The 22,691-nt window shown below is 42.7% G+C and carries 20 protein-coding genes and 2 tRNA genes; 11 read left to right on the top strand and 11 right to left on the bottom strand.

The features are described 5' to 3' along the window. Positions 1-3: 3 nt before the first annotated feature. The 4 genes from HXT23_RS05795 to HXT23_RS05780 all read right to left on the bottom strand — a co-directional run bounded on the left by HXT23_RS05795 (position 4) and on the right by HXT23_RS05780 (position 4,901). Positions 4-1,470, bottom strand: coding sequence for a G5 domain-containing protein (locus HXT23_RS05795; protein WP_016793939.1), 1,467 nt, complete (start codon positions 1,468-1,470; stop codon positions 4-6). Positions 1,471-1,924: 454 nt separating this feature from the next. Continuing rightward, positions 1,925-2,001 (bottom strand) — tRNA-Thr (locus HXT23_RS05790). Between the two features lie 107 nt (positions 2,002-2,108). Further along, positions 2,109-3,047 (bottom strand): DsbA family protein, encoded by a 939-nt coding sequence (locus tag HXT23_RS05785; RefSeq protein WP_032812861.1) that lies wholly within the window; start codon positions 3,045-3,047, stop codon positions 2,109-2,111. An 84-nt stretch (positions 3,048-3,131) separates the two neighbouring features. After that, positions 3,132-4,901, bottom strand: a complete 1,770-nt coding sequence (locus HXT23_RS05780) for a serine/threonine-protein kinase (protein ID WP_422112831.1) — start codon at positions 4,899-4,901, stop codon at positions 3,132-3,134. Positions 4,902-5,249: 348 nt separating this feature from the next. Here HXT23_RS05780 and HXT23_RS05775 point away from each other — a divergent pair, with 348 nt between their 5' ends. The 3 genes from HXT23_RS05775 (at position 5,250) to HXT23_RS05765 (ending at position 8,713) form a co-directional block, all read left to right on the top strand. Further along, positions 5,250-6,377, top strand: coding sequence for an ABC transporter ATP-binding protein (locus HXT23_RS05775; RefSeq protein WP_116438099.1), 1,128 nt, complete (start codon positions 5,250-5,252; stop codon positions 6,375-6,377). A 189-nt stretch (positions 6,378-6,566) separates the two neighbouring features. Beyond that, positions 6,567-8,003 (top strand): DUF4032 domain-containing protein, encoded by a 1,437-nt coding sequence (locus HXT23_RS05770; RefSeq protein WP_016832416.1) that lies wholly within the window; start codon positions 6,567-6,569, stop codon positions 8,001-8,003. Positions 8,004-8,266: 263 nt separating this feature from the next. Then, positions 8,267-8,713, top strand: a complete 447-nt coding sequence (locus HXT23_RS05765; RefSeq protein ID WP_004131125.1) for an RbsD/FucU family protein — start codon at positions 8,267-8,269, stop codon at positions 8,711-8,713. Between the two features lie 153 nt (positions 8,714-8,866). Here HXT23_RS05765 and HXT23_RS05760 read toward each other — a convergent pair. Together HXT23_RS05760 and HXT23_RS05755 are read right to left on the bottom strand one after the other, a co-directional pair. Next, positions 8,867-8,939: transfer RNA gene (locus HXT23_RS05760), tRNA-Lys, on the bottom strand. Positions 8,940-8,998: 59 nt separating this feature from the next. Next, positions 8,999-9,262, bottom strand: coding sequence for a mycoredoxin (locus tag HXT23_RS05755; RefSeq protein WP_016635485.1), 264 nt, complete (start codon positions 9,260-9,262; stop codon positions 8,999-9,001). Positions 9,263-9,480: 218 nt separating this feature from the next. Between HXT23_RS05755 and ftsY the strand changes: the two genes are divergently transcribed. The 8 genes from ftsY to HXT23_RS05715 all read left to right on the top strand — a co-directional run bounded on the left by ftsY (position 9,481) and on the right by HXT23_RS05715 (position 18,662). Further along, complete coding sequence (gene ftsY / locus HXT23_RS05750) at positions 9,481-10,602, top strand: signal recognition particle-docking protein FtsY (protein WP_422112830.1); 1,122 nt, start codon at positions 9,481-9,483, stop codon at positions 10,600-10,602. Positions 10,603-10,723: 121 nt separating this feature from the next. Continuing rightward, complete coding sequence (locus HXT23_RS05745; RefSeq protein WP_116285367.1) at positions 10,724-12,241, top strand: ammonium transporter; 1,518 nt, start codon at positions 10,724-10,726, stop codon at positions 12,239-12,241. Between the two features lie 241 nt (positions 12,242-12,482). Then, positions 12,483-13,838, top strand: coding sequence for an MATE family efflux transporter (locus HXT23_RS05740; RefSeq protein WP_422112829.1), 1,356 nt, complete (start codon positions 12,483-12,485; stop codon positions 13,836-13,838). Between the two features lie 160 nt (positions 13,839-13,998). After that, complete coding sequence (gene dnaB / locus HXT23_RS05735; protein ID WP_422112828.1) at positions 13,999-15,462, top strand: replicative DNA helicase; 1,464 nt, start codon at positions 13,999-14,001, stop codon at positions 15,460-15,462. After that, positions 15,446-16,834 carry a MurT ligase domain-containing protein gene (locus HXT23_RS05730; protein WP_422112827.1) on the top strand — a complete coding sequence of 463 codons (1,389 nt, stop codon included), beginning with the start codon at positions 15,446-15,448 and terminating at the stop codon, positions 16,832-16,834. The genes dnaB and HXT23_RS05730 overlap by 17 nt, the downstream gene beginning before the upstream one ends. Positions 16,835-16,850: 16 nt before the next feature. Then, the gene (locus HXT23_RS05725; protein ID WP_422112826.1) at positions 16,851-17,657 is read left to right on the top strand and encodes a type 1 glutamine amidotransferase; all 807 of its coding nucleotides are present in this window, start codon (positions 16,851-16,853) and stop codon (positions 17,655-17,657) included. A gap of 161 nt (positions 17,658-17,818) precedes the next feature. Continuing rightward, positions 17,819-18,244 carry a type II toxin-antitoxin system HicB family antitoxin gene (locus HXT23_RS05720; protein WP_032815982.1) on the top strand — a complete coding sequence of 142 codons (426 nt, stop codon included), beginning with the start codon at positions 17,819-17,821 and terminating at the stop codon, positions 18,242-18,244. After that, complete coding sequence (locus HXT23_RS05715; RefSeq protein WP_004116406.1) at positions 18,231-18,662, top strand: hypothetical protein; 432 nt, start codon at positions 18,231-18,233, stop codon at positions 18,660-18,662. Before HXT23_RS05720 ends, HXT23_RS05715 begins: the two co-directional genes overlap by 14 nt. Positions 18,663-18,794: 132 nt before the next feature. Here HXT23_RS05715 and upp read toward each other — a convergent pair whose 3' ends face one another. The 5 genes from upp to HXT23_RS05690 form a co-directional block, all read right to left on the bottom strand. Beyond that, positions 18,795-19,433, bottom strand: coding sequence for a uracil phosphoribosyltransferase (gene upp, locus HXT23_RS05710; RefSeq protein WP_004120306.1), 639 nt, complete (start codon positions 19,431-19,433; stop codon positions 18,795-18,797). Positions 19,434-19,696: 263 nt separating this feature from the next. Continuing rightward, positions 19,697-20,356 carry a thymidine phosphorylase gene (locus tag HXT23_RS05705; RefSeq protein ID WP_116286121.1) on the bottom strand — a complete coding sequence of 220 codons (660 nt, stop codon included), beginning with the start codon at positions 20,354-20,356 and terminating at the stop codon, positions 19,697-19,699. A 46-nt stretch (positions 20,357-20,402) separates the two neighbouring features. After that, positions 20,403-21,668, bottom strand: coding sequence for an NUDIX hydrolase (locus tag HXT23_RS05700; protein WP_422112825.1), 1,266 nt, complete (start codon positions 21,666-21,668; stop codon positions 20,403-20,405). A 393-nt stretch (positions 21,669-22,061) separates the two neighbouring features. Further along, entirely contained in the window at positions 22,062-22,223 is a 162-nt protein-coding gene (locus tag HXT23_RS05695) for a hypothetical protein (protein WP_205412671.1), read from the bottom strand. Beyond that, a complete protein-coding gene (locus HXT23_RS05690) occupies positions 22,213-22,509 on the bottom strand; it encodes a type II toxin-antitoxin system RelB/DinJ family antitoxin (RefSeq protein WP_422112824.1) in 297 nt (98 codons plus the stop codon). The genes HXT23_RS05695 and HXT23_RS05690 overlap by 11 nt, the downstream gene beginning before the upstream one ends. Positions 22,510-22,691: the final 182 nt, after the last annotated feature.

The following is a 22,691-nucleotide window of genomic DNA, read 5'->3' as shown; positions in this document are numbered from 1 at the left end:
ACTTTAATACCATCCAATTTCTTGTGAATGCTTCCACGCTTCGCTAGGATTTCCGTATTTACTTCTAATGTAACTAAGGCCCCACGTTATTTGTATTGATGCATCTTCATGCCAGTTTGCTCCCGCGCTCGCCATTTTATCTGCTGGAAGTGATTGCGGAATTCCGTACGCGCCAGAGCTTTTATTTTCTGCGTTCCAGCGCCAATTCGATTCTTTTGTCCACAATTTAACAAGGTCTTCCCACATTGCTCCAGTCCAACCAAGTTGTGCGCATGCTGCTTGAGCATAAAGTTTTGCTTGTTCGGGCGTTGCATGAACCATGCCGTTTGGGTTATCTGCAGGTGCAGGTGCAGGAGTTGGTGTTGGTGTTGGGGCAGGTGTTTGTTTTATAGCTTGTGAAGTTTCAGCAGTTTGCTTAGAACTTTGCTGATTGTTGTTATTATTTTGTTGAATGTTTTGATTTTGCGCGCCCTGTTGTGCGCTCTTGTTTTGTGTATTTTGTTGATTCGTGTTTGTTTTTTGCGATTGAGTTTGACTAGTTTGACTATTTGGTTTCTTGTTTTCTTCTTGTTTATTGATTTGTTTGCTTGGCTTAGATTCGTTTTGAGTTTTAGGAGTAGACTTTGCGCCAATTGCAACAATTTGATCAATCGACGGCTTAACAATTGACTGCTTTATTAGCGTTGCACTTTGAGCTTTGCCATCCACATAAGTCACGTTATACAAATCTATGCGCTCGCCATTTGCGCCAGCTTGTTTAATAACTCTAGCTCCGATTGCAAGACTTGAGTCGTTTACGTTTATAGTGCTAAATGGAATAACAACGTTTCTAGATTCTTTTCCATGCGTTACTCTAAGAATGCGAAGCAAAGTTTTTCCGTTTTCTTCGCTAACAGTTACTTGGTCTTCTTTTCCTAAGACTATTCCTAAAGAATCAAGAATTGAGCTTGCTGGCAGTGTTCCGTCTGGAACAACTCTTGTTTTGTTATCGCAAATAACTGTGACTGGTCCTTTTTTGTTTATAGAAAGTCCACCAGTAAGCTTGTTATAAATGTTTTGCAAATTAACAGTTATTTTTGCAGCATGATCTGCGTTTGCTTGGAAGAATCCGATTAATTGATCAATGCTTGTTGCAACAGTCCAAAATGGTATTGTTACACCGTCTACTGTAATGGATGTTTGATAAGCGCTTCTAACGGTAACAGTTGCGTGATCTGCTAATATGTCTCCCGAAGTACTAATAACTTGGTCGTGTGTTTTAACTGGTACTTTTTGTTCTTGTAGAAGTCTTTGTGTAGTAGATGCATAAGTTGTTACTACTTTAGTTTTGCCATTTATGATTAAAGCAATAGATTTACGCGCAGAAAGTGCAAAAATCCCAGTGCTAGAAATAATAAGAGCTAGAACGCATATAAAAACGCGTAGTCTTCTCATTATTACAAACCGCTGAGGTGTCCATCTGCGTGCCATTCAACCTCACTTTCAATGCAAAACTGAATTTTAATTATAGCAATGATTGCAATCAGCCAAAAATAAGACTATAAGCATATGATCTAACTCATTAAAAATGCGTTAAGAAGAATCAATCTTAAACTATAAAACTATAAAAGGTAAAGGGGGCAGGAGAGAAGGGGATTTGTCCTGCCCCCATGAGGAGGAGCTGGTTGGGGGACGCTCCATCCTCTTGCTCGGAAACCCTGAGTTGGGGGAAGGCTCCCGAGAACTTACTCAAGCGAAGTAATCAGCATAAATTGTTCTTGTAAGCTTTACGATTCATCATACAATAAATTTATTTATGACTTATTATCTTATTATTGTTATTGTAAATTTACTAAAAACTTTTTATATGCTTATGACTCATAATATGCATACAAGTGGATTTTTATAATTTAGACTGTTTTTGTTATGCAAAACGCCTATAAAATGGAGCCTCCTGCCGGGATCGAACCGGCGACCTGCCGCTTACAAGGCGGCCGCTCTGGCCATCTGAGCTAAGGAGGCGAGTTCTTGCACGCTAGTTAAAAATCTTCGCGAGCAAAACATTGATTAGTGTATCAGCACCCGTTGCCAAGTGCAACTTTTGGAACCAACACACTAATCAACAAGAACTAGTCAAGAGGATTTGGCTGATCTTTATCTGTTACCTTTGGCATAACACCTTCAACTCCAACCTTAGACTTGTCTAATCCAATAGACTTAAGAATTGCATCTGGTGTACTAAGCTTCTTCTTGCTAACCTCAACCATATCAAGCAGCTTCCCGTTGATAGTGGTTGTAGGAGTTGTCATAGCTCCCTTATTTGATCCGCTAACATTCCACAAAGCCTTGCGATTTGGTGTATCGGCATTAATAGCGTTTTGCCAATCAAGATAATTTCTGTTGAATGCTTTGTTTGCCACTTCTTCGCTAACGCCCGCGTTTATGGCTTGCTCAATCAGCTTTTTGTTGCTAACAGGCTTGTAGTCGTCGCCTTCTTCTGGCTGGAAGTCTTCTGCAAAAATGTTGTTAATAAATTGAAGTAAGTGCGAAGGATTGTCGTCGTTAGAAGAAATGTATGCGATTGCGCCAGTTACGCGTGTTGAATAGTGGTCGCTAGAAATTCTATCCAAGAACGACATTGGGTGAATCTCAAGGTTGATTTGGCCAGCTTTCATCATTGCAATAAGCATTTGATCGGAATCGCGATTAAAATTACCGCATCCTGGGCACAGAGGATCGGCATAAACCGCTATAGTCGGAGCGTTTGGAGCCGTTGTGTTATAGCCGTTTTTGCTGATTAAAATTCCGCCTTGTTCGTTTGCGTACTTAGGCTTTTGATTAGTCGTAAGATTTTTAACAGCTCGTCTTGCTTGTTGAGCTTGCTCGACATTCTTTTGATTTTGCGCATTAGTGGCGTTAAGGGCTGTAATTCCAATTGCTGCAATCATGCCAATTAAAATGACAACAACAACAATTCCAACGATTGTTTGTTGGCGTAATTCTTTAGCTTTGCGCGCTTGAAGATTTTGATTTGATTGATTTTGCGCGCTTTTGCTACTGTTAGGCATGCCTATCCTTCCCCTGATTTTTACAAATAACATACATAAGTAAATTAATCTAAAAGAATAGTTTAGATTACGGTATCAACGGACTTAATCGCCATCGGTTGCTTGCGATTTTCCCGCGCCGCAAATGGCCCCTGCTCCAACGGCGAATATTTTAGTTTTACCTAATATAAAAGAAATAATCCATCCTGCAATAAATCCAATAATGTACCCAATTGAAGTTGGCGAACAAATATCTGGAGCGTATGTTGGTAAAATCACGCTAATTGACCAAACTTGAACTTTGATTAATTGACTAGATGCATGTATTAAAATTGGATACACGTATGCTCCAATAATGCCTGCTGTTGCAAGAGTTAGGACTTTTTTAATCGAGTATGCGATTGCTTTAATAAAATGCCACGGTATGCTAGCGATTCTTATGAATACGTCTTTTCCGCCAACGGATTCGTTCGCGCGTTTTCTGCGTACGCTTGAGCAAACATTGTATCCGATTGTTGCTGTAATTAGCATAAAAATAAGATTTGCTGCAAGCGCATCTATTGGAGAAATCGCAGCTAGTAAGCTTGCAAGAGTAATGAATACAGCCGCCGCCACTCGTCCGCGAAATAAGTATTTATTTACGTTTGGATGCGGATTTTCATCTAACTCAGGCGGCTCAGCAATTTTGGTTGCTTGTTCTGAGTTTGTGATTTGTTCTGGCTCTGTAACCTGTTCTGGATCTATAGCTTGTTCTAACCCGTTTGCGTATACCTTGGTGGTGGATGTGCTAGTGGCGTCTAGTAAAGATGTTGGCTCGGGGTCTATTAAATCCGATTCTGTAGAGTGTAATAAAGTTGTATTGTCAACATTCTTAGAAACCCACATTTTTCTAGGGTTTTCTGGAAGCTTTCTTGTTTGAAAAGTCGTGTTAAAATCGTGAGTTTTTGCATTATTGGGTACAGTTTCTCCACTAAAGCTGTGCTCAAAAGGGTAGCTTGAATCCTGCCAGTCTGTAGGGTTCATAGCATCTTGGAAAATTGCGTTTTCAAGCTGTTCGGGAGTGCATCTTTCGCTTCTTTTAGGATTTAATGCGCTTTTGAATGCTTGCATTGTTCTTATTGGAAGACCATTAAGATTTGCGTTCCCAGATGCTGCTCTTTCTAAAACTGCCATTATTGGCTTGGTTCCAAAAACAGGCTTTCCTGTTGCTGCAAAAGCTAGAACGGCAGCTACGCTCCACCAATCTGTAAGTTCGCTCGATTCTCCGCCTTCAATGATTTCTGGAGCAATAAATCCAGGGGTTCCCATTACAAGGCCAGTTCGCGTAACATGCGACTCGCCCTGCCCCATAGATATTCCAAAATCAACTAAAACGGGGCCAGTAGTGGAAATCATTATGTTTGTAGGCTTAATATCTCGGTGAATTATGCCCGCACTATGAACCGCTTTTACAGCGTCGATTAGTTTGTGCGCAAGTCGTTCTAAATCGCCACCAACGTATGGGCCGTTAATTGCAACGTCTTCTTTAAGATTGTGGCCGTCAATAAGTTCTGTGACTATAAAAGCGATTGAAGCATCAAGCTCCATGTCTACTATTGAGCACACGCCTTCGTGGTGTATTTTTTGCAAAGCTAGCGCCTCGCGCCTAAGTCTAAGTCTTGCTTGCTCTTGCGGATTGCTAACTTCTGCAGATTCCAAATCATCGTCTTGGTTTTCTAGCATTGATGCTCGCAAAATCTTCATTGCGTAAAAATGGCCGCCGTCGTCTTTTACTCGCCAAACGGAGCCCATAGCGCCTCCGCCCAGTCGCTCAATCAGCGTGTATCCGCCAACATTTTGGCCAGAGCGCAAGTCAAACATGCTCACATCTTCCATAATGCATTATGTTAGTGTGCAGCTATGCCAATTTGTTTTTTAACACTAAACACGCGATTTTATAAACAAATGTTTATATATCTACTGTAAAAGTAATCGTGTTTATAAGCCTTTGTTTATGAGTGATTTTTATACTCGACACGCCGAAGTGTTAGAAAATACTGTAATTTTGCTGTTTTTACTGAATAAACATGATATATTGAATCATGGCTCAACGAAGAGAACCTTCAATGAACCATGTAAGTAAATGTGGACGATTGACGCCGCCGATGTAGGACTTGGGGTCTTTGGTGCACACCCTTCACAACGGATCGTTCGGCACGTACCTGCCGATGAAAGGAAAATATCATGGCAGAAGTTGTATTTGATCATGTAACTCGAATCTACCCAGGCAACGATAAGCCTTCGGTTGATGATTTGAACATGACTATTAAGGATGGCGAGTTCCTTGTACTCGTTGGTCCATCTGGTTGCGGTAAGTCCACAACGCTACGAATGTTGGCTGGCTTGGAAGAGGTTAACAAAGGTCGCATTCTTATTGGTGGTCAAGACGTTACTACAATGCAGCCAAAAGATCGCGATATCGCAATGGTGTTCCAGAACTACGCATTGTATCCACATATGACTGTTGCAGATAACATGGGCTTTGCTCTTAAGATTGCAGGCGTAAACAAGGAAGAAATCCGCAAGCGCGTTGAAAAAGCTGCTGAAGTTTTGGATTTGACTGAGTACTTGGATCGTAAGCCAAAGGCTTTGTCTGGTGGTCAGCGTCAGCGTGTTGCAATGGGTCGCGCAATTGTTCGCGAACCAAAAGTCTTCCTTATGGATGAGCCTCTTTCTAACCTTGATGCAAAGCTTCGCGTACAGACTCGTACACAAATCGCAGCATTGCAGCGTCAGCTCGGCGTTACTACTCTTTACGTAACGCACGATCAGACCGAGGCTTTGACAATGGGCGACCGCATTGCCGTTATTAAGCTTGGCATTTTGCAGCAGGTTGGCGCTCCAACCGAGCTTTATGACCGCCCAGCAAACGTGTTTGTTGCAGGCTTCATTGGTTCCCCATCTATGAACATTAACCAGCATCCAGTGGTTGATGGCAAGGCTCAAATTGGCGAAGATTCCATCACTCTTCCAGCAGAAGCTGTTGATAAGCTTGCCGAGGAAGATAAGGGTCAGATTATTGTTGGCTTCCGTCCAGAAGATGCAAGCTTGGCAACTTCCGACGATCCAAATGCCTTCTCCTTGAAGGTTGTAAACGTGGAAGATCTTGGCTCCGACGGTTACATCTACGGAAACATCATCACCGATGGATCTCCAGAAGAAGCATCTACAATGATGAGCGACCAGAACAAGCTCACAACGATTCGCGTGAACCCACGTGCGCTTCCAAAGGTTGGTGACGTTGTAAAGATTAAGATTGATCCATCCAAGATGCACCTGTTTGCACCTTCTACAGAGTTGCGTTTGAACTAGCGTTTTCTTGGGCACTTGATTCTTGTTTTGAGTGCCCGAGATTTCTGTATAAGGGTATGGCGGGGTTCGCTAGGCGAGCCCCGTTTTCGCATGATTTAGCTTATTTTAATCTGTAGTTGTATTTGCATTTATTCACATTTGGTGATTATTTGGTTATTAGCGTTCAGCTTTACGGGTAGACTAGATTTTATGGAATGGAACGAAACTCCTTTAATGGATCCGCGTGCTGCGCAAGCAACATCGGTTTCTGCGCTTAGCGAGACCGTATCTTCTGCGGAACCGCCAGCGTTGAAGATTACTGCTGCAAGCTCTAATCCTCAAATGTTTATGCTTCCTTGGGAGCTGCCGCTTTCTCAATGGCCTACAAATCTTTTTGTTAACCTTCCTCGAGGCATATCTAGGCACGTTGTGCGTTTTGTGCACGTAGGCGACGAAGTGTACGCAATGAAGGAGATTACTCGTCAAGTCGCGGAGCGCGAATATGAGCTTTTAAGACGTTTGCGCAAGCTGGAACTTCCAACAGTTAAGCCTATAGCGGTTGTTGCTGGTAGAAAAGATAAGAATGGTGAGCCGCTTGAAGCAATGCTTGTTACTCGTCATCTTAAATTCTCACTGCCTTATCGAGCACTATTTGCTAGAACTTTGCGCCCAGATACTGCGGAGCGTTTAATTGATGCGCTTGCTGTGCTTATGGTTCGTTTGCATCTTTCGGGATTCTATTGGGGAGATGTTTCGCTTTCTAACGTTCTGTTCTTGCGCGATGCCGACGCATTTACTGCGTTTTTGGTGGACGCGGAAACTGGCGATTTGCACGGAAGCCTTACCGAAGGCCAGCGAGAATACGATATTGATTTAGCTCGCACAAATATAATCGGCGAATTAATGGATTTGAGTTCTGGCCAGCTTTTGCCTGGAGAAGTTGACGAAATTAGCATTGGAAACAGGCTTGTAGACAGATACCATTCGCTTTGGAGCACGCTTACAGACGTAGATAAGTTTAGCCCAGACGAAATGTGGCGTATTGAGCGCCGCGTGAATCGTCTTAACGAGCTTGGATTTGACGTAGACGAGCTTGAGATGAAGACTTCCGAAGATGGGCGAAGAGTTTTGGTTAGACCGCGAGTTGTGGACGCTGGATACGCTTCTAGAAAGCTTTTGCGTTTGACTGGCTTAGATGTGCAAGAAAATCAAGCTCGTAGGCTTCTTAACGATTTAGACGCGTACCGCACTTCTACATGGCGTCAAGGTGAAGAGCTGGAGATTGTTGCTACAGACTGGATGCGCGAAGTGTTTGAGCCTACTGTTCGCATGATTCCGCCTGAGTTTAGGTCGCAAATTCAACCTGCACAATTCTTCCACGAAGTTTTGGATCATCGTTGGTTTATGGCAGAGCGCGTTGGGCACGACGTTTCTATGCAAGATGCAGTAACAAGTTACATTAAGAACGTTTTGCCTCAATACAAGATGGATAAGCGCGTTTTGGCTGCGATTAATGCGGATGCGGATTCTGGCGTTGTAGATGACGAGTACACGTATTCCACGCCTGCGCCTGCAGCCGCTCCTGCTGCTGCGGCGAGCGACGACGATGACGAGTACGATCAAGACGCAAGTGTTTGGGCAAGCTGAGCTTTTTGTGAGCTTTTGCGTGCTTTTGTGAGCATTTTTGTTTTGCTAGCGTTTTAAGAGATTCCTTACTTTACACCTTTTTGCATCTGCTTTACTTTTGTTTAGTGAAGTGTGGAATTATTCTCTCTGAAATGTGGAATAATTCGTATTTATTTTAGGAATTTTGTTAATTTCTTTTGTGAATGGTGATAGAATTTTCTTGTTAGTTGTCAATGATTGCCAACTAATAATAGTTATTTATCAATTAATCAAGGGAGATTATTATGTTAAAGGGTGTAGATTCTATAATTCCTCCAGCATTGCTGAAGGTTCTCTGCGAAATGGGCCATGGAGATGTTTTAGTATTGGCCGATGGAAATTTTCCAACTGAGTCTGTAGGAAAAGACGCTATAGTTGTACGCTGCGATGGTCATGGAACTTCGGAATTGCTAACTGCAATCTTAAAGTTGATGCCACTCGATCAATACACCGATAAGCCAGCTACACTTATGGAAGTTGTTCCAGGAGACCCTTGCGAAACTCCAATTTGGAAAGAATATGAAGATATTATTGCTAAATACGATAAACGTGGAGCAAGCACTTTAGGAACTCTTGAAAGATTTGCGTTCTACGATGAGGCAAAGAAGGCATATTGTGTTGTTGCCACGGGTGAGCGTGCTCAATACGCTAACATTATGCTGCGTAAGGGCGTGGTGTTTGCTGGAGAGTAGCGTAAATAGGTAAATAAGTTTATATTTATATGCTATTTATCTGTTATTTGCTTGTAGAGATATAGAAATCTAAGTGTTATAGCATAAAAGCACTGCATGTAACAAGATGATTTGGAATTTAAGAACCATCTGCTACGTGCAGTGCTTATTTTGTGCCCCCTGTGGGACTCGAACCCACAACCCAAGACTTAAAAGGACTCTGCTCTGCCAATTGAGCTAAAGGGGCAACAAATGCCCAGTATACTACATTTTGTAGACTAATCCAACTTCTTTGATGTTGGCGTGTTAGTTTGCAAGTTGTCCTAATTGCATAAGCTTATCTTTGATTTGGCTTGCGGATGGCTCAACCATAAAGCTGCCGTCGCTAAAAGTCACAACAGGAATATGCTTCTGACCGCTAATCTCAACAGCTTTTTGAGCAGCTCCGTCTTCGGACTCAATATTGTGCCAAGTAAAAGCAACATTAAACTGGTTAAGCGCGGACTTTGCGCGAATGCAATCGCCACACCAATCGGCTCCATAAACATTGACTAATGGCAAATTTTCCATAAACTATCACCTCAATTCAGTTTGATTGTAAAGTGGCCATTAAAGTGGCAATTAAAGTGGTTTGCAAATGTATTATAAATTTTCACTCATAATGGTCTATAAAAAATATTGTATTAGAACACTAATATTTGCGTGATTTTTGCGAATAATCAACAATTTCAACTATAATTTAAGCTAATTTTCTTTAATGTGTCCCTTTAATTTCATAGGCTTATTATATGAACATGGTTATGGACTTAAATTTGATTATATGGTTTACTGTTGGCGCAGTTATTTTAGCTGTTGCTTTAGTGGCGGTAGCTGTTGTTTTGCGAATTATTGGAAAATCGAATGGCCCAGTAATACCTACTAGCAAAGAAGACCCATTGTCTAGTAGCGCTGAAAATAATAGCGATTTTAGCGCGCAATTGCCAGAAAATGCAACGTCTAGAATGGCTAGGCTTAGAGGCAAGCTTGCGAATAGTCAAAATCCTTTTGGACGCGCGCTTTTTAACATTTTAAGCAAAGATAATATTAGTGAAGACGATTGGCAAGATGTAGAAGACACGCTTTTAATGGCGGATGTTGGCGCGCAAGCAAGCGAAGAGTTGGTTGAGTCGCTTAAAAAAGACGCTAGGATTTGTGATACTGCAAGCGCGCAAGAGGTTCGCGAAACATTGCGCGCGAAACTTCTAGATGTTGTTGGCAGCAAAACCGATAGAAGTCTAAAAGCAGATTTGCAAGATGCAAATAAGCCAAGCGTAATCATGATGGTTGGCGTAAATGGCACTGGAAAAACCACTACTGCTGGCAAGCTTGCGCGACTAATGGTTTCTAAAAATCGTTCTGTAATTCTTGCTGCTGCCGATACTTTCCGCGCGGCTGCTGCCGATCAGCTTGAAACTTGGGCAAATGCTGCAGGTGTTAAAGTTGTGCGTAGTCAAAAAGATGGAGCAGATCCTGCTTCCGTGGCTTTTGATGGCGCTACGGCTGCCAAAGAAGCAAACGCAGACGTTTTGATTGTAGACACGGCTGGAAGGTTGCAAAATAAAGCAAATCTTATGGAAGAGCTTGGCAAAATCCGCCGCGTAGTCGAAAAAACTGTTCCTGTAGACGAAGTGCTTTTAGTGCTTGATGCTACAACTGGCCAAAATGGAATGGCTCAAGCAAAAGTCTTTGCTCAAGCTATTGGAATTACGGGCGTTGTGCTAACAAAGTTAGACGGCTCTGCAAAAGGTGGAATTGTGATTTCTGTTCAACGCGAGCTTGGAGTTCCTGTAAAGCTTGTTGGTCTAGGGGAAGGTCCAGATGACCTTGCTCCGTTTGATCCAGAAAGTTTTGTAGACGGCATTTTGGCTTGAGTTGCTTTTGGCTTTAGTCGCATTTTAGATTAAGCAATTTTGCTTTAGTAACTTTTAGCTTGAGTTGATTAGAATATAAATTAAATTGCAACCACCGATGGTTGCGTTTGTGAGGTGAAAAATGACCGCAATGGATCCGCAATGGGCGTTACTAGCTGCCGCATTAGTGTTTATAATTACGCCAGGAATCGCACTGTTTTATGGTGGCCGTGAGCGTGCAACGTCAATGGTTAACATGATGATGCTTTCCGCTGGTGCAATTGCGGTAACAACCATAGTTTGGACGCTTTGGGGCTGGTCAATGGCCTTTGCTGGCAAAGACATGATTGGCGGCGTTGTTGGAGACCCTGTAAGCGGATTGCTGCTACGCGATTCAATGGTGGCAGATCACGGCATTTTTACTTCGATGGACGCAAACACTGGTCTTGCTGGCGGAATTCCAGCGGCATTTAGACTTGCGTGCGCGGTTGTTGCTGTGGCTCTTATAACTGGAGCGCTTGCTGGTCGAGTGCGCTATGCGATTTGGCTAATATTCGTTGCTGTTTGGGTAACGCTTGTGTTTGCACCTCTTGCGCACATGGTTTGCGGAGGCGGTCTGCTTTCGCCAAATGGCGCTATATCTCAGGCTCTTGGAATCCAGGTTCATGATTTTGCAGGCGGATCTTTGTTGCACGTAGCTGCGGCAGTTTCGGCTTTAGCAATTGTGCTTATTATTGGCGGTCATGCTCATTTTCCTCTTAAGAATTTTGTTTTACATACCAAGTCTTTTGCGACTTTGGGTGGCGCAAATTCGGAGCACAAGGGCAATTTAGTTCGCGCACTTTTGATGGAAGTTGCAAAGTCTAATAAGACTAATGATTCTGCTGCTTCTAGCGATGATTCTAAAGCTAAGGGCGATTCTTCCTTAGAAAACGCTAGCGAGCTTGCGGATAATGGCAATTTTTCCAATGTTTCTGCACGCGCTCCGCACAATGTTCCATTTGTTGTTCTTGGAATTTTCATCATTTGGTTTGGCTGGCTTGGCTTAATGATTGGTTCTTCTGTAGGTCTTCCAGGAGTTGCTGGGTACGCGTGGGTTAGCTCAACTATTACAGCGTCTGCGTCTATGCTTGCTTGGGGTGTTGCGGAACGCTTGCGCTCGGGGTGCTTTAGTGCCGTTGGTGCAGCTAGTGGAATCATGGCTGGTTTGGCTGCTAGTGCTGCCGCTGCAGACGTTATAGCGCCTTTGTGGGCGGTTGTATTGGGTGCGATTGTTGGAGTTGTTACATGCCTTGCTACGCATTCTAAGACTTTTACTCGCTACGATGGCGCGCTACACGTTGTAAGCGTAAATGGCATTGCTGCGTTTATTGGCATTCTATCTGTTGGATTATTTGCGGATGCAAGCGGATTGCTTTCTACTGGCGATTGGCATCAGCTAATTGCGCAAATATGCCTTCTTGCAATCACAATTCTTTATTCTGGAGCCGTTAGCGCGTTGCTTGCATTTGGATTAGAGAAGCTTTTTGGTTGGAGAATATCGGAAGCTAAAGAGCGTAAGGGCGTTGATTTAGCGGATCAAGGTGAGCGTGCGTACGATTTTTCTGGTATTGCTCAAGAAAAATCTGCGATTGACGCTGAAGATAAGACGCAAATGTGACACACTCGGATTGCGCAATGTGGATAAAACTTTTAGTTATCCACATTTTAGGCGTGTTGCTGTGTATATCTATAAAAGTTATACACAAATGGGGGATAACTTTGTGGATATCCTGCGGATAACTTTTTTGAAATCATATTCAGTTTGCAATTCAAAAAGTTTTATGATAGCGATTGCATAATTCAAGATAAATGATTCAATTACCAAAAAAGCATGAAAAGGCGTTAAATAGGCCATTATTATGAGCGACCAGAGTGAAAACGTTAACAAAAAAGACCTACTGAAACACATATTTTCTCTAGCTATTCCTACATTTGGCCAGCTTATTGCAGAACCAGCGTTTGTTTTAGTAGACACTGCAATAGTTGGGCATTTAGGCAAAACGCAACTTGCAGGGCTTTCAATAGGCTCAACCGTGCTTTTAACAACAACGGGGCTATGCCTGTTTTTGGCGTACAACACAACAAGCCAAGTTGCAAGGCTACTGGGTGCTGGCAAAAATCGCCAAGGGCTAAGCGTTGGAATGGATGGATTGTGGCTTGCTCTCGTGCTTGGGGTTGTTCTAACGCTTGTTTTAATGGTGTTTGCGCGCCCGCTTTGCCAAAGTTTTGGCGCAAATGGCGAAACGCTTAAAAACGCGATTATTTACACTCAAACTGTTATGCCTGGATTGCCCGCAATGTTGCTAATTTACGCTGCAAATGGCATTTTTAGAGGACTTAGCAAAGTAAAAATCACGCTTTTTGCTGCAATAAGTGGAGCTGTGCTAAACGCGATTTTAGATATTCTATTTGTGTTTGGAATGAATCTTGGAATTGCTGGGTCTGGAATAGCAACAATGATAGCGCAATGGTATATGGGTATTGTTTTAACGCTGCCAGCGATTTTTTGGGCAGCTAGAGAAAAAGCACGTTTGCGTCCGCAGGCACACAGCATACTTAAAAGCGCTGGAAGTGGTATTCCGCTGTTTATACGCACATTGGCGTTGCGCGCGTGCATGGTTGCAACTGTTGCAGCGGCTGCGCGACTTGGAACAAACACTTTAGCGGCATATCAAGTTGCAAATTCTTGCTGGAATTTTGTTATGAACATATTAGACGCTATAGGAATTGCAGCTCAAACAATAGTCGCCTCCGCGCTTGGAGCTGGCTTATTAAAACGTGCTAATGTAATAACAAAAGTTTGCGCACAAGTAGGAGCATTAAGTAGCGTAATCGTTGGAATTTTAATGATATTTGCAGGATGGTTATGCTCTCCGCTATTTAGTCCAAATGCCGAAGTGCAACTTTTGGTTTCAATAGGAATGACGATTCTTGGAATTTTCTTGCCTCTATCTGGATTTATGTGGGCTTTAGACGGAGTGTTAATCGGGGCTGGAGATCACAAGTATTTAGCCAAATCGTGCTCAATTACAGCAGTTGTGTATCTTATTGCAATTAGTGCGGTTTGTGCGGCAAATGTGGCTCTTTTTGCAGGAGATATTACTAAAACAATATCGCTGTGGGTTGCTCTTAATGCTGTGTATATTGGCGGACGCGCGCTTGGAAATTCGCTTAGAGTTAAAACGGATGATTGGATGAAGTGCGCAAATCTGTGATTTGTTAGGTTGATTTGTGAATTGTGATTTGTGAATTGTGATTTGTGACTTATGACTTTTAAGTTGATTTGTAAAATCGCGAAGTATTTAACTTACGATTTGTGTTGGTTTATATAAACTTTTGTTTGCGTGCTCCGTGCAGACGTTTATACTCGATTTTATGGCAGATAATGATATGTGGCAGTCAAATCGAAAAGACTCAAACCGATTAAACAACGCTAACGCTAATGTTAGCTTGTTTGACAAGGTTCCACCTCACGACGAAGACGCAGAAATGGCCGTTCTAGGCGGAATGCTAATGAGCAAAGATGCTATTGGCGAAGTTTCGCAAATCCTAGAAACAGCAGACTTTTACGTTCCAAAGCATCAAACAATTTACGACGCGATTATAAACCTATTTTCTGGGTCGCAACCAGTAGACGTTGTTTTAGTTGCAAACGAGCTTCTAAAAGGCGAAAACTTGGAGAAAATTGGCGGAGCAGACTACTTGCATAGCCTTGTAGCATGCGTTCCTACAGCCGCAAACGCGCTATATTACGCGGATATTGTGCACAAAAATGCGATTTTGCGAAATGTGATTGCTGCTGGAACAAAGATTGCGCAAATGGGCTATTCGGCCACTGGAGACCAAGCGGAAGACGTTGTGAACCTTGCACAATCCGAAGTCTACGAGATGAGCTCGGGCAAAGTTCATCAGGATTATTCTGCTATTGGCCCTGTTGTGCAAGATGCTCTAGAGCAGTTAGACAAGTTGCAAAGCAACGAGATTGAAAAAGGCGTTCCAACAGGCTTTAGAGACATTGACGATAGTACGCAAGGCTTGCAACCAGGGCAAATGGTAGTCGTAGCTGGTAGACCTGCAATGGGAAAGTCAACTCTTGGAATCGACTTTGCGCGTTCTGCAGCGTTGCATCACAATATGACAACAATAGTGTTCTCGCTAGAAATGAACAAATTGGAGCTTGCTCAAAGAATAATCGCAGCCGAAACGGATATTCCAATGACGGCAATGCATCGTGGAACTCCAGAAGACATTACAACCGATAGGTGGACTAAGCTAAACGCGTTTTGGTCAAAAATGAAGGATGCTCCGCTTTTTATAGACGATAGCCCAAATATGAGTCTTATGGAAATTCGCGCAAAATGTAGGCGACTAAAGCAGACTAACGACTTAAAGCTAGTTGTAATCGACTATTTGCAACTTATGACTTCGGGTAAAAGGGTTGAATCGAGGCAGCAAGAGGTCTCCGAGTTTTCGCGCGCGTTAAAGCTGCTTGCAAAAGAGCTAGAAGTGCCGGTTGTTGCGCTAAGCCAGCTAAACAGAGGGCCAGAAATGCGAAACGATAAAAAGCCGCAGCTTTCGGATTTGCGTGAATCGGGTTCTATTGAGCAAGATGCAGACGTTGTGTTTCTTGTGCATAGGCCTGATTTTTACAACAAAGAAGATCGCCCTGGCGAAGCAGACATTATTATGGCAAAGCATCGTAATGGCCCTACGGGAACGTTTAATCTAGCTTTTCTTGGATCAACGTCTAAGTTTAAAGATATGCCGCAAGACTACCAGTCGCAATCATATGCACAAGGGAACGATGCTGTTGGAGGCTATGATGGCCAGTCTGCTTGATGCTTTTATGCCTGCTGTAGGAAAGCTGGTTCGCGCGGTTTCTAGAGCTTTGCGCCACGGCGGAAGTGCTTTGCCAGGCAAAGTTGTAGAAACACTAGACAGTGGGTTTTTGGCTAGAACGCTAGGGAGTTTGCCTTACGGAGTTGTGCTAATTTCGGGAACTAATGGCAAAACCACTACAACTCGCATGGTTGCGTCTATGCTTAGAGATGCTGGATTGCGCGTGTTTACAAATCCTACGGGATCGAATTTTACGCGCGGAGTTGTTGCATCATTGGTGCAAGAAATGCCTGTTTTTGGTACGAAGTTGAATGCGGATATAGCTGTTTTAGAGCTTGATGAAGCTTACGCTGTGCATTTTGTAAATCAAATAAAGCCGCGCTATTCGCTTCTTCTAAACGTTATGCGAGATCAGTTAGATAGATTTGGCGAGATTGACACTACAGCTAAATTGTTGAGTAATGTTGCGCGCGCAACTAAGCAAGTAGTTGTGCTAAATCGAGAAGATCCGCGAATTTCTGCGCTTTCTAAAGACGTTTTGCCGCCTTGTAAAGTAAAGTATTTTGGTTTGGACGAATCGTTAAGAAGCATGTTTCCAACCGACGACGATTTGCATAATGATTTGGCTGGCGATTTGGATGGCGATTTGGCTGGCGATTCGCGTGATGCTTTGCATAATGATTCGCGCAATCTTTTGCATGCAGATGTTGTTTTGGCAAAAGTTGATGGCAATAAAGCCGATTTTTTGATTGATGGGCGCAGAAAGACTACTAACGTTAAGTTGCGAGGCGTGTATAACGTTTTTAACGCTGCTGCTGCGTCTACGATTGTGCGAGCGATTTTGGCGGATGCTGCTAAAAAAGATGCAACGCTGGCAAAATTTAACGACGATGCGCTTATGGATGCGATTTCTCGCGTAACGCCAGCATTTGGGCGAGGCGAAGTAATCGAAGTTAACGGCGCTCCTGTGGAGCTTGTTCTAGTGAAAAATCCTATTGGATTTAGACTTGCACTCGCCTCGTGTAAGCCTGCAAATCATGACACAATGATTGCAATTTGCGACGAATACGCGGACGGGCGAGACATGAGCTGGCTGTGGGACGTTGATTTTACGTGCTTTAGCAGCACTGGAGTCGCTTGCGTTTCTGGAACACGCGCGTGGGATATGGCTTTGCGTTTGCAATACAACAAAGTTGCTTCTAGAAATGTGAACACTGATTTAGAAGAAGACGTTAAAGCTTTTGTAAATGGCGATTTTAGTAGCAATGTTAAAAACGCAAAACGCATATATTGCACATATACAGCAATGCTTCGCGTGCGAGCTACATTAGGGCAAATCGCAAGCGTTAAAGATGTTGGAGTCGGAAAGTAGCAAGAAAGTAGTCGTAATGAATAATATGAGTGATATTAATGATATTAGTCAAGCGAATGCTACTAATGAAGCCGAAAATCGAGTATTAGACATTGTGTCGTTATATCCAAAAGACATGAATATTTACGGCGACTATGGCAATGTGCTTACGATTATGCGCCGAGCGGAATTGTACGGTTACAAGCCTGTGCTTCACGAGTACAACGTTGGCGATGATTGGCCAAAGCGAGTAGATATGATTCTTGGCGGCGGCGGCCAAGATCATGGTCAAAGCAGAGTTACAGATGATTTATTTGCGCGCGCAGACGCGATTCGAGAGCTTGCAAAAAATGGCGTTCCAATGCTTATGATTTGCGGGCTTTACCAGCTTTTTGGAGAGTATTTTGAAACCGTTGAGGGGCAAAAGCTTCAAGGAATTGGAATACTCGGCGAGCATACGGTTGGTCAAGACGTGCGCATGATTGGAAATCTTGTGGAGCATAGTGCCGATTTTGGAGATATTGTGGGATACGAGAACCATTCTGGGCGCACAAGCTTGCAAGATGGAACGCAGCCACTTGGATTGGTTGATAGTGAAAATTGCGGAAACAACGGCGAAGACCACACGGAAGGTGCGCGCAAATACAACGTTATCGGCACTTATATGCACGGTTCGGTTTTGCCAAAAAATCCGCGTTTGGCTGACTTTTTAATTCGCACAGCTGCGCAAAATCGTTATGGAGAATTTGCGCCAAAGCAGACTGATTCTCAGCGCGCGGAGCTTGCCAAATTGGACGAATTAGCAGATCGCGCTCGCAAAGTGGCAGTAACTCGTCCGCGGTAAAATCTGCTCTCACTAAATGAACATGAGCGTATGCATGATTTAGTAGAAATTTGATTGATTATTTTATTTTATGCGCATAGTGTGTATAATCTACGCATTAACCCATCTGTTGTTAAGTCAATTTGGCGTCAGGCGGGAATTAGTGAAGCAAAGGTGAAATGATGAAATTAGCGTATCCTGTTATTCTTACTCCATACGAAGATAATAGCGGAGGTTTTGTTGCAGAAGTCCCTGATTTGCCAGGGTGTGTAACTGGCGGTAGTAATCTTGCAGAGGCTCTGATTATGGCAGAAGATGCAGCAAGTGGATGGGTTCTTACAGAACTCGAAAGTGGTAAGACTGCGCCAAAAGCTAGTGATATTAGTGATATTGTTGTAGAAAATCCTAATTCAAAGTTGTCTATGGTTGCGCTTGATATGGATTCCTATGCTGCAAAATACGGTTCTCAGGCAGTTCGTAAAAATGTTACTGTTCCAGCTTGGCTTGACACTTGGGCACAAAAAGCTGGCATCAGCTACAGTGGAGCTTTGCGAGATGCTTTAGAAGCTTTATATGCTAAAGGAGCTTATTATCGTGTTCGTCGTTAAATATTGGAAAGAATGGTTTTTACCATTATCTTTTGTATTTTTAGCAGTTTTATTGCTTATTAAAATGCCAGGAAAGTATCCAGCAGATTTTGATTTAAGTCTTTTGGGTGTTGTGTTAGTTTCAATTATTTCACCAATAATTCAAATGATTGTTGGGTTGTGTAATAGAGGATTAATTCGTAAGAAAATATTAATTATTATTGATAGCATATTAATACTTGCTGGCTTTATTGAAATATTCTTTGGCCAATTTATTGTTGTACATGTTTTGAATCGTGGAATGGTCAAGTACACAATGGATCGTGGACCGCAAGTTAATGTTGCTACTGTTGCAGCTGCATCTATCGTAGTTGTCTCAATGGTATTATGGAGTATTCACGAACTGGAATTTAATAGTAATAAAATTAAACGAATATGAGACCGACAAATAATTAAAGATGTAAATACAAAAGCCTGCTGAAGCTTGCAAAGTGTTGCAAATCAGCAGGCTATTTTGTAGTTTTATTTCTAGCTTTTGATTCTAGTTTTCGTTTGATTTAGCTGGTGATTATTAGTCAATCAAGCCGTACAAGCGATCGCCAGCGTCGCCAAGACCTGGAACAATATAAGCTTTGTCGTTCAAATGCTCATCTACAGCGCAAACAACAACCTTAAAGTCAATAGAAGGATCAATCTCCTTCTCAATGCGCTCCAAGCCTTCTGGTGCTGCCAAAATGTTAATAGCAGTAACATCTTTAGCGCCGCGCTCTGCCAAATAATGCGTAGCAGCAATAAGAGTGCCACCAGTAGCAAGCATTGGGTCAAGAAGGAAGCATTGACGACCAGTCAAATCTTCTGGTAAACGGTTAGCATAAGTGACGATGTCGAGAGTTTGCTCGTCTCGCTTCATGCCAAGGAATCCAACCTCAGCGGTTGGAAGAAGGCGAGTCATGCCGTCGAGCATACCAAGACCAGCGCGCAAAACAGGCACAACCATTGGGCGTGGACGGTTTAAATGCTTGCCAGTCATCTTGCAAATAGGAGTTTCAATCTCGCGATCGCTAACTTCCAAGTTGCGTGTTGCTTCGTATGCTTCGAGAGTTACCAATTCGGAAACTAACTCGCGGAAAATATTAGATGGTGTATTCTTATCTCGCAAAACGGTGAGCTTGTGGTCCACCAGCGGATGATGTAAAACATGAAGATCCATACCTTCTAGATTAGTGCAAGCATTGCACGTTAAGCTAGCGGCGTGCCGTGATTATTTAGAAAAAATATAAACAATTGTTAATGAAGGTTGAATTTTGTGAATTGTTGGAGAATTTAAAACATCTTAAAAACGCTGACTTGCGAAAGCGCCTGTCGGCGCAAACGCCGCTCGCAGCGGCAAAAAATGGAGCCCGGGGCTTAAGCACAAGCCAGCGTCACTTCCCGAGTATACATGCTTTTTGATTTCAGCGCGCCGCGAATAATCTAATCAAGTTTGCCTGCCTGCCACAATTTTGCGCCGCTAGCAAAGTCTAAAGAAAGCGCGTGCATGTTAGCGCAAGTGTGCAAAACGTTGGCAATTTTTTGCGCGCTGCTGCTTTCAGAATTTTGCGTCTGGCCTAGTCTTTTTGCGTACGTGCGCATTCCGCGCGAAATAATCGCGCTAAACGCAGAAGCGCGATATAGCGCAACAGCAAAATCGCCAGTAAACGCGCCAGAAAGAATCGAGTCGGCAAGTCGCGCAATATCTTCTTTTGTAGGAGACTCGTCAACTCCAGTAATCGCCGAAGCGCTAGTGGCCTCTGGCTCGCCAATGCGCCAATATGCAGCATAAGAGTCGCCATTTTTGCGTAGTGATGTTCTAAGCAAATACAATCGCCAAAGCATTCCAGGAAGAGATTGAGCCTCTGCTTTACTCCATAAATCCGCAATAATTTCAATGCCCTCGTTTTCTACCAAGTTAAGCACGCGCTCAACAATTTCGGGAGTTTGCGTTTTATGAACGCGGTTTAGCAAAACGGCAGCTGAAGTGTGACTAATTTCGTTTACGATTTGTGGGTCTGTGCCGCCCTCAATTTGCGCGAGCATTGCTGGGTCCATTTGCGCTGGCCTGCTAGGGCGATTCGAGCCGATTGGGCTTGGCATAAACGCGGATCTGCTAGAGTGAATTGAACCCGATTGCGAATTAATATTAGTAGACAATTGGCAAAACCTTTTCTATGTTTACGATTTTAGGACCTTTTTTGGAGCTTACAATGTGCAAAATTACGGCACTTCCAGTAGGCATATATGGCGATTTTTGACTAAGTATGCGTTTATTTGCTTTTGGCTTAGAAATATCCCTTAAATGCGCAAAAAATGTTCCAATAATTGGGCGATGCAAGCACATAACTGTTGTTGCGGTTGTTGTTTCTGATTTTGTTTTTGTTGTTGTTTTTGTTGTTGTTTTTGTTGTTGTTTTTGTGTTTGCTGTTGAGTGGTCATCGCTAGCTGCGTTTACAAGATTTTTTATCTCACTTGTTAGCACGTTTAGAGTTGACTTTGGATTTTTCTCGTGAAAATCTTCTGTAAGCTCTGCAACTTTTTCTATATTGATTGAAGAGTTTTTTGCAAAAGCGTCTACAGTTTCTAAGCATCGCTTCCAAGGCGATGAAACAATTTTGTATGGCGCATAGCAAGCAAGCTCGCGACCAAGCGCATAGGATGATGCAGAACCAAGAGGCGTGATTGGGCGAGTGGCCTCGCTGCCTTGCCAAGCTTTTCGCGATTCCGCTTTGCCGTGGCGCACAAGAATCAGCGTTTTATAATTTGCTTGCCCAGACTCGATTCGCTCAAGGAATGCGTCTAAAACAAGCTGATCGCTATCGTGCGTAAGTTTTTTGCGAGCGTCTTCTGGTGTAAGCCAAATAACATTGCCAATTTCACTAGATTTTGCTGGTTTTATTGGGCCAAATGCTGGAAGTCGCTTTATTGCATCGCTTTCGCTGATTTCGCGCATCATCCAATAGTGAATTCGCTTGATTACTTCTGGCTGATCGTTATTTTGCGAGCCGTTTTTTGTGATGCTTTTTATGCCGTTTTTTGCAGACGATTTTTTGCCTTCGTTTTCGAGTGGATACTCGATTTGCGCAATATGTGGGCCCAGTGTAACTGCGTAGCCAGTCTCTTCGCCAACTTCGCGCACGGCAGTGTGACGATGCGATTCATTGGCTTCGTTCTTGCCTTTTGGCCAGCTCCAATCGTTGTATTTTGGGCGGTAAACAAGGCAAAGTTCTATGTTGCTTTTGTTTAACACTTGATTACAAGCGTTAGATTCGCTGCCAACATTACCGAAATCTTTATTTGGATTTGTGCTGTTCGGATTGCTTGGCTTGCTTTCTTTGCTAGCAGTTTTGCGCAAGCGGTAGATGATTCCGCCAGCTGCTTCAACATATCTCTTCGCTACTGTTGCACTCATATTCACTATTTTAGCGTTTTTCTTTCGCAACTTTTAGTTATGCTTTAATCTTTTACTTTCACAACTTTTAGTTGCTGGCTTTTGTGTTTTATATTTTTAATATTTTATATTTTGTACACAGTCGTGACTGTGATAAAAGTGTTATGACTGTCATTTTTTCGATTTTGAATGTGATTGGCTATATTTTGACTGTGATATTACGCATTTTGACTGTGATATTGTGCATTTTGACCGTGATGCGTAGACCTATGACAGTCATTCTGACTGGATTGAGAGAACTTACGAGTATAGCTACACTTTTTCAAGTGCACACTATGGATATTGGGTGCACCTTTTAACGATAGAAAAATATATCGTTAAAAAGGTTTAAGACCGGCTTAATAGCGCGTTACATTACAATTCTTCCAGTTGCCTAGCTTGATCTCTTCTAACGTAAATAACCGCGAGTATTTGAACTTCTTTTCTATTCTCATCAACCAAAAAGTAAATGTAATAGTTTTTTACGCGTATTTTTCTAAACCCAAGCTTACCCCATGGCTGCTCATCAGTGTTCAAGTTCCTCAAAAACATTATCTATCGTATAACTATCACCTTGAATCGCCTGATCATAGCCTTTAGCCATCAAAGCATTAAATGTTTTCTCATCCATATCATCTTGTGCTGGAAGCGACTTTGGAATAGTAAGCGAAAACGGAATACCGTTATTAAGAATGATTTGACGGTAAAACATGTCAATAGCAGTAGCCCTAGGAACTCCAATCGTTTCCAAAATCTGCTCAGCCTTCTGCTTAATATTTTCTTGTATTCTCACATTCACATTCGCTGTTTTAGTAACTGCCATATCAACCAACCTCCATACACACATCATAAAATACTGTATCGCATATTGCAACACAATACATACACAACGTTGACTTCCGGCTACGAATTACCAAGCTTTTCCAATTCTTTACTCATGGGCAACTTCTCCTTTCTGATAATGGGCAAAACAAAAGCGACCAACTTTTACGGTTGATCGCCTTT

The sequence above is a fragment of the Gardnerella sp. DNF00257 genome (genome assembly GCF_049262745.1).
Taxonomy (GTDB): Bacteria; Actinomycetota; Actinomycetes; order Actinomycetales; family Bifidobacteriaceae; genus Bifidobacterium; species Bifidobacterium piotii.
Note: the sequence above shows the minus strand (reverse complement) of the source record. Positions and strands in the feature narration are given on the sequence as shown.

What these genes read in the sequence shown, in the direction of transcription:
- HXT23_RS05795 (WP_016793939.1), bottom strand. Translation starts at nt 1,470, where the DNA reads ATGGCACGCAGATGGACACCTCAGCGGTTTGTAATAATGAGAAGACTA.
- HXT23_RS05785 (WP_032812861.1), bottom strand. Translation starts at nt 3,047, where the DNA reads ATGCCTAACAGTAGCAAAAGCGCGCAAAATCAATCAAATCAAAATCTT.
- HXT23_RS05780 (WP_422112831.1), bottom strand. Translation starts at nt 4,901, where the DNA reads ATGGAAGATGTGAGCATGTTTGACTTGCGCTCTGGCCAAAATGTTGGC.
- HXT23_RS05775 (WP_116438099.1), top strand. Translation starts at nt 5,250, where the DNA reads ATGGCAGAAGTTGTATTTGATCATGTAACTCGAATCTACCCAGGCAAC.
- HXT23_RS05770 (WP_016832416.1), top strand. Translation starts at nt 6,567, where the DNA reads ATGGAATGGAACGAAACTCCTTTAATGGATCCGCGTGCTGCGCAAGCA.
- HXT23_RS05765 (WP_004131125.1), top strand. Translation starts at nt 8,267, where the DNA reads ATGTTAAAGGGTGTAGATTCTATAATTCCTCCAGCATTGCTGAAGGTT.
- HXT23_RS05755 (WP_016635485.1), bottom strand. Translation starts at nt 9,262, where the DNA reads ATGGAAAATTTGCCATTAGTCAATGTTTATGGAGCCGATTGGTGTGGC.
- ftsY (WP_422112830.1), top strand. Translation starts at nt 9,481, where the DNA reads ATGAACATGGTTATGGACTTAAATTTGATTATATGGTTTACTGTTGGC.
- HXT23_RS05745 (WP_116285367.1), top strand. Translation starts at nt 10,724, where the DNA reads ATGACCGCAATGGATCCGCAATGGGCGTTACTAGCTGCCGCATTAGTG.
- HXT23_RS05740 (WP_422112829.1), top strand. Translation starts at nt 12,483, where the DNA reads ATGAGCGACCAGAGTGAAAACGTTAACAAAAAAGACCTACTGAAACAC.
- dnaB (WP_422112828.1), top strand. Translation starts at nt 13,999, where the DNA reads ATGGCAGATAATGATATGTGGCAGTCAAATCGAAAAGACTCAAACCGA.
- HXT23_RS05730 (WP_422112827.1), top strand. Translation starts at nt 15,446, where the DNA reads ATGGCCAGTCTGCTTGATGCTTTTATGCCTGCTGTAGGAAAGCTGGTT.
- HXT23_RS05725 (WP_422112826.1), top strand. Translation starts at nt 16,851, where the DNA reads ATGAATAATATGAGTGATATTAATGATATTAGTCAAGCGAATGCTACT.
- HXT23_RS05720 (WP_032815982.1), top strand. Translation starts at nt 17,819, where the DNA reads ATGAAATTAGCGTATCCTGTTATTCTTACTCCATACGAAGATAATAGC.
- upp (WP_004120306.1), bottom strand. Translation starts at nt 19,433, where the DNA reads ATGGATCTTCATGTTTTACATCATCCGCTGGTGGACCACAAGCTCACC.
- HXT23_RS05705 (WP_116286121.1), bottom strand. Translation starts at nt 20,356, where the DNA reads ATGCCAAGCCCAATCGGCTCGAATCGCCCTAGCAGGCCAGCGCAAATG.
- HXT23_RS05700 (WP_422112825.1), bottom strand. Translation starts at nt 21,668, where the DNA reads ATGAGTGCAACAGTAGCGAAGAGATATGTTGAAGCAGCTGGCGGAATC.
- HXT23_RS05690 (WP_422112824.1), bottom strand. Translation starts at nt 22,509, where the DNA reads ATGGCAGTTACTAAAACAGCGAATGTGAATGTGAGAATACAAGAAAAT.